At 67.1% G+C, this 3,960-nt stretch carries 2 protein-coding genes; both read right to left on the bottom strand.

Going from position 1 to position 3,960, the window contains the following annotated elements; genetic code table 11:
* Positions 1–7: 7 nt before the first annotated feature.
* A complete protein-coding gene (locus OLX02_RS20090; RefSeq protein ID WP_264425729.1) occupies positions 8–1,894 on the bottom strand; it encodes a hydantoinase B/oxoprolinase family protein in 1,887 nt (628 codons plus the stop codon).
* Positions 1,895–1,911: 17 nt separating this feature from the next.
* The coding region (locus OLX02_RS20085) for a hydantoinase/oxoprolinase family protein (protein WP_264425727.1) at positions 1,912–3,960 on the bottom strand (2,049 nt) is incomplete at its 5' end.

The raw sequence follows: 3,960 nt of genomic DNA, 5'->3' as shown, positions 1-3,960 counted from the left end.
TCACGTCTCACTCCGCCGCTTCGAGGTGCGGCCATTGGGGTTGCAGGGGCGCTGGCAGGCCGGTTTCCGCTTCGCAGTTGGCGCGCAGCGTCTCGATGCCGGGGCCGGTGTTGAACACGGGCAGCGCGCCGCGGCCGCTGCGCATTTCAGTGCGCAGGGCCTCGGTGGCGGCAGCATCGATAACGCCATGCGCGTCCGCGACCACGCCATAGGCGCGCGCGCCTTGCGCTGTCACCAGCCCCTGCACGATTTCCTTGCCGACCAGCGCGGGATCGCGTTCCAGCGGATCGCCCCAGCCGCCGCCACCCCAGGTGATGAAGTGGAGCTGGTCGCCGGCCTCGACGTCCACGTCCTCCACCTTGTTGCCGACGATCACCTGGGTGCCGTCCGCCTTTTCCAGCACCTTGCGCGCGCGCTTGCCGGGATCGCCGCCGTTGACGCCCCAAGGCGGCACGAACCAGCGATCGTCGTGGATCGAGATCGTGCCGGGCGAGAGGAAGCGGTAGGTCATGTGGATGCCGTTGCCGCCGCGGTGGAGGCCCGCGCCGCCCGAATCCGGCTCGGTCTCGTAGCGCTCGATCATCATCGGGAAGTAGCGCTCGAGGAACTCGTTGGGCACGTTGGTGAAGCCCGGCCAGAGCGAGTGGCCGTCCGGCCCGTCACCCAGCGGCCGGCCCGGAATGCCGCCGAAGCCGATCTGGAACAGCTGGAACCACGCATTGCCCTTGCCGGGGCGCTGGTCATGCCCCGAATAGAACAGGTGCGGACTGGACGAGAAACCGGCCGCGTTGAGGAATTCCGGGGTCTTCTGCCCCAGCAATCCACCCAGGATATCGAAGATGCGGCCCAGCGCATGGGTGCGACCCGAGAGCGCGGCGGGGAACTTGGGCTTGAGAAGCGAGCCTTCCGGAATGCGGACGTCGATCAGGTCGTAGAAACCGTCGTTGAACAGGATCTGCGGATCGAAGACCATGATCATGTAGATGCCGAAGAACATCTTGAACATGTTTTCGTTGAGGAAGAAGTTGATCGAGGCCGACGACTGCGGATCGGTGCCGTCGAAGTCGAGGATCACCTTCTCGCCTTCGCGGCGCATCGTGCAGCGGATGCGGTAGGGGCCGTAGCCCATGCCGTCGTCGCAGATGTAGTCCTCGAAGCTGACGGGTTCCTCGCCGATCGCCTGGGTGAGCAGGGTCTTCATCGCGCGGTGGTTGCGCGCGAGCAGTTCCTGCGTGGCCGAGACATAGACATCGTCGCCGAAGCGGGTCGCCATCTCGACCACCCGCCGCGCCGCCACCCGGCACGATGCGATCAGCGCGTTGAGATCGGCCGCGCACCAGTCGGGCTTGCGCGTCTGGTGCATCACCAGCTTCATCAGGTCGGCGTTGTATTCGCCCTTCTTCCAGATCTTCACCGGCGGGATGCGCACCCCTTCCTCGAAGATCGAACGCGCGTTGATCGGCATCGAGCCGACCACCTTGCCGCCGATGTCGGACTGGTGCCCGAACATCGAGGTATAGGCGATCAGCCGCCCGTCCTTGAACACCGGCAGCAGCACCAGCCAGTCGTTCGAATGGCTGATCGCGCCATCGACCGAATAGGGATCGGACAGGAAGATCATGTCCCCGTCCTCCAGCGTGCCGTCGAAGTTCTTGAGGAAGCCGCCGATGAAGCTGCCGAACTGGCCGACGATCATCCGGCCTTCATGGTCGGCGATGAGCGGGAAGGCGTCGCCCTGTTCGCGGATGCCGGGCGACATCGCGGTGCGCACAAGCGTGGCGTCCATCTCGACGCGGGCGTTGCGCAGCGCGTTCTCGATGATGTCGAGCGTGACCGGGTCGATCGCGACTTTGGCGAACGGGGTCTGGTTGGTCTGGACGATGGTGGCAGGCATGGGTCTTGTCCCTTTCGTCAGGCCAGGTTGATGAGGATGTTGCCGACATGGTCGACGGTGGCGACGCAGCCGCTTTCGATCAGCGTGGTCGAATCCATCTCGCACACCACGGCCGGGCCGGGGATCACGTCTCCGCTGCGCAGCTTCGCGCGGTCATAGATCACCGCCGCCTGTTCGCGTCCGTCCATCCACAGCACGTGGTCGCGCACCTTGGCGGCAGAGGGATCGCCGTCGCCCTTCTCCAGTTCGGCCGCCGGCAGGTCGAGCGCGCGCCCCAGCGCCACGGCGCGCAGGTTCACGATCTCGTGCGGGGTGTCCATGTTGAAGGTGAACAGCCGCTTGTGCTCCTCGTCGAAGCGCGCCAGCACGCCGGCGATGCCGTCTCCGGCGAGGGCTTCGGCAGTGATCGTCAGCGGCACTTCGAAGGCCTGCCCGGCATAGCGCACGTCGACTTCGAAGGCGGTGGCGATCTCCGCTTCGGGCACCCCGTCCGACAGCAGTTCGCCCCGCACCTGCGCGGCCATCTCGTCCAGCACGGCGACCAGGTCCTCGGCACGGGTGTCGCACGCCAGCCGCGACCACGAGCGCGCGGTCTCGGTGCGCATCCGCGTGGTGGCATCGCCCAGCGCGCAGAGCACGCCGGGGCTGACGGGCGAGATCGCGGGCCAGCTGCCCATCAGCCGCGCGACCGCGTTGACATGAAGCGGCCCCGCGCCGCCAAAGCCCATCACCGCGAAATCGCGCGGGTCATAGCCCTGCTGCACCGAGATCATGCGCAGCGCGCCGAACATGTTCTCGTTGACGATATCGATGATGCCGCGCGCCGCCGCCATCAGGTCGATGCCCAGCGCATCGGCCACGGTCTGCACCGCCGCCTTGGCGCCTTCACGGTCGAGCTTGAACGTGCCGCCGAGCAGGTTTTCCGGCAGGTATCCCAGAACGACATTGGCATCGGTGACGGTGGGGGCCGTGCCGCCTTTTCCATAGGCGACCGGCCCCGGCACCGCTCCTGCGCTCTGCGGCCCGACCCGAAGGGCTCTCGTCAGCTCAGGAACATAAGCGATCGAACCGCCCCCCGCGCCGACCGTCTTCACGTCCAGCGCAGAGGCGCGGACGGAGAGGTGGCCGACCTCGGTGGTGCGCTGGCGGCGCGGTTCAAGGTTCTCGATCAGCGCAACGTCGGTGCTGGTGCCGCCGACGTCGAGCGTGAGGATATTGCGGATGCCGGCATTGCGGCCCACCCAGATCGCGCCGGTGACGCCGCCCGCCGGGCCGGACATCAGGATGTTGACCGGGTGGTGCTCGGCCTTTTCCGCGCTCATCAGCCCGCCGTCGGAGCGCAGCAGCGAAAGCTTGCCGGTCATGCCTTCGCGCGCCAGCCGGTCGCGCAGGTTGGAAACGTACTTGCCCACCACCGGGCGCACCGAGGCATTGGCCACGGTGGTCAGCGTGCGCTCGTATTCCTGCATCTCGGGCAGGACTTCGTGGCTGAGCGAAACCGGCACGCCCGGCAGCACTTCGGCCACCAGTTCACCGATGCGCGCTTCGTGCGCGCCGTTGGCATAGGCGTTGATCAGGCTGACCGTGACCGCCTCGACCCCATTGGCCTTGAGCCGGTTCAGCTGGAAGCGCACATCGGCCTCGTCGAGCGGGCGCACTTCCTGCCCTTCCGCGTTCATGCGCCCCTTGACCGTGACGGTATCTTCCAGCGCGGCGAGCGGCTGGGGCTTGGGCCAGATGATCCACGCGGCCAGCCCGCCGGGCACGAAGCTGCGCGCGATCTGCATGATGTCGCGGTAGCCTTCGGTGGTGACGAGGCCGACCCGGGCGCCCTTGCCCTCCAGCACGGCATTCGTGGCAACGGTCGTGCCGTGCAGGAAATAGTCGATCGCGCCAGCGCCGATGCCCGCCTGCGCGCAGATCGCGGTCACCCCGTTCAGGATGCCCTCCGAGCTGTCATGCGGGGTGGACGGCGTCTTGTGCCGCCAGAACGAACCCGTGTCGGTATCGAACAGCAGCAAGTCGGTGAAAGTGCCCCCGACGTCCACGCCCAATCGGTAACCCAT

Source organism: Novosphingobium sp. KCTC 2891 (assembly GCF_025938155.1).
Taxonomy (GTDB): Bacteria; Pseudomonadota; Alphaproteobacteria; order Sphingomonadales; family Sphingomonadaceae; genus Novosphingobium.
Note: the sequence above shows the minus strand (reverse complement) of the source record. Positions and strands in the feature narration are given on the sequence as shown.

What these genes read in the sequence shown, in the direction of transcription:
- OLX02_RS20090 (WP_264425729.1), bottom strand. Translation starts at nt 1,894, where the DNA reads ATGCCTGCCACCATCGTCCAGACCAACCAGACCCCGTTCGCCAAAGTC.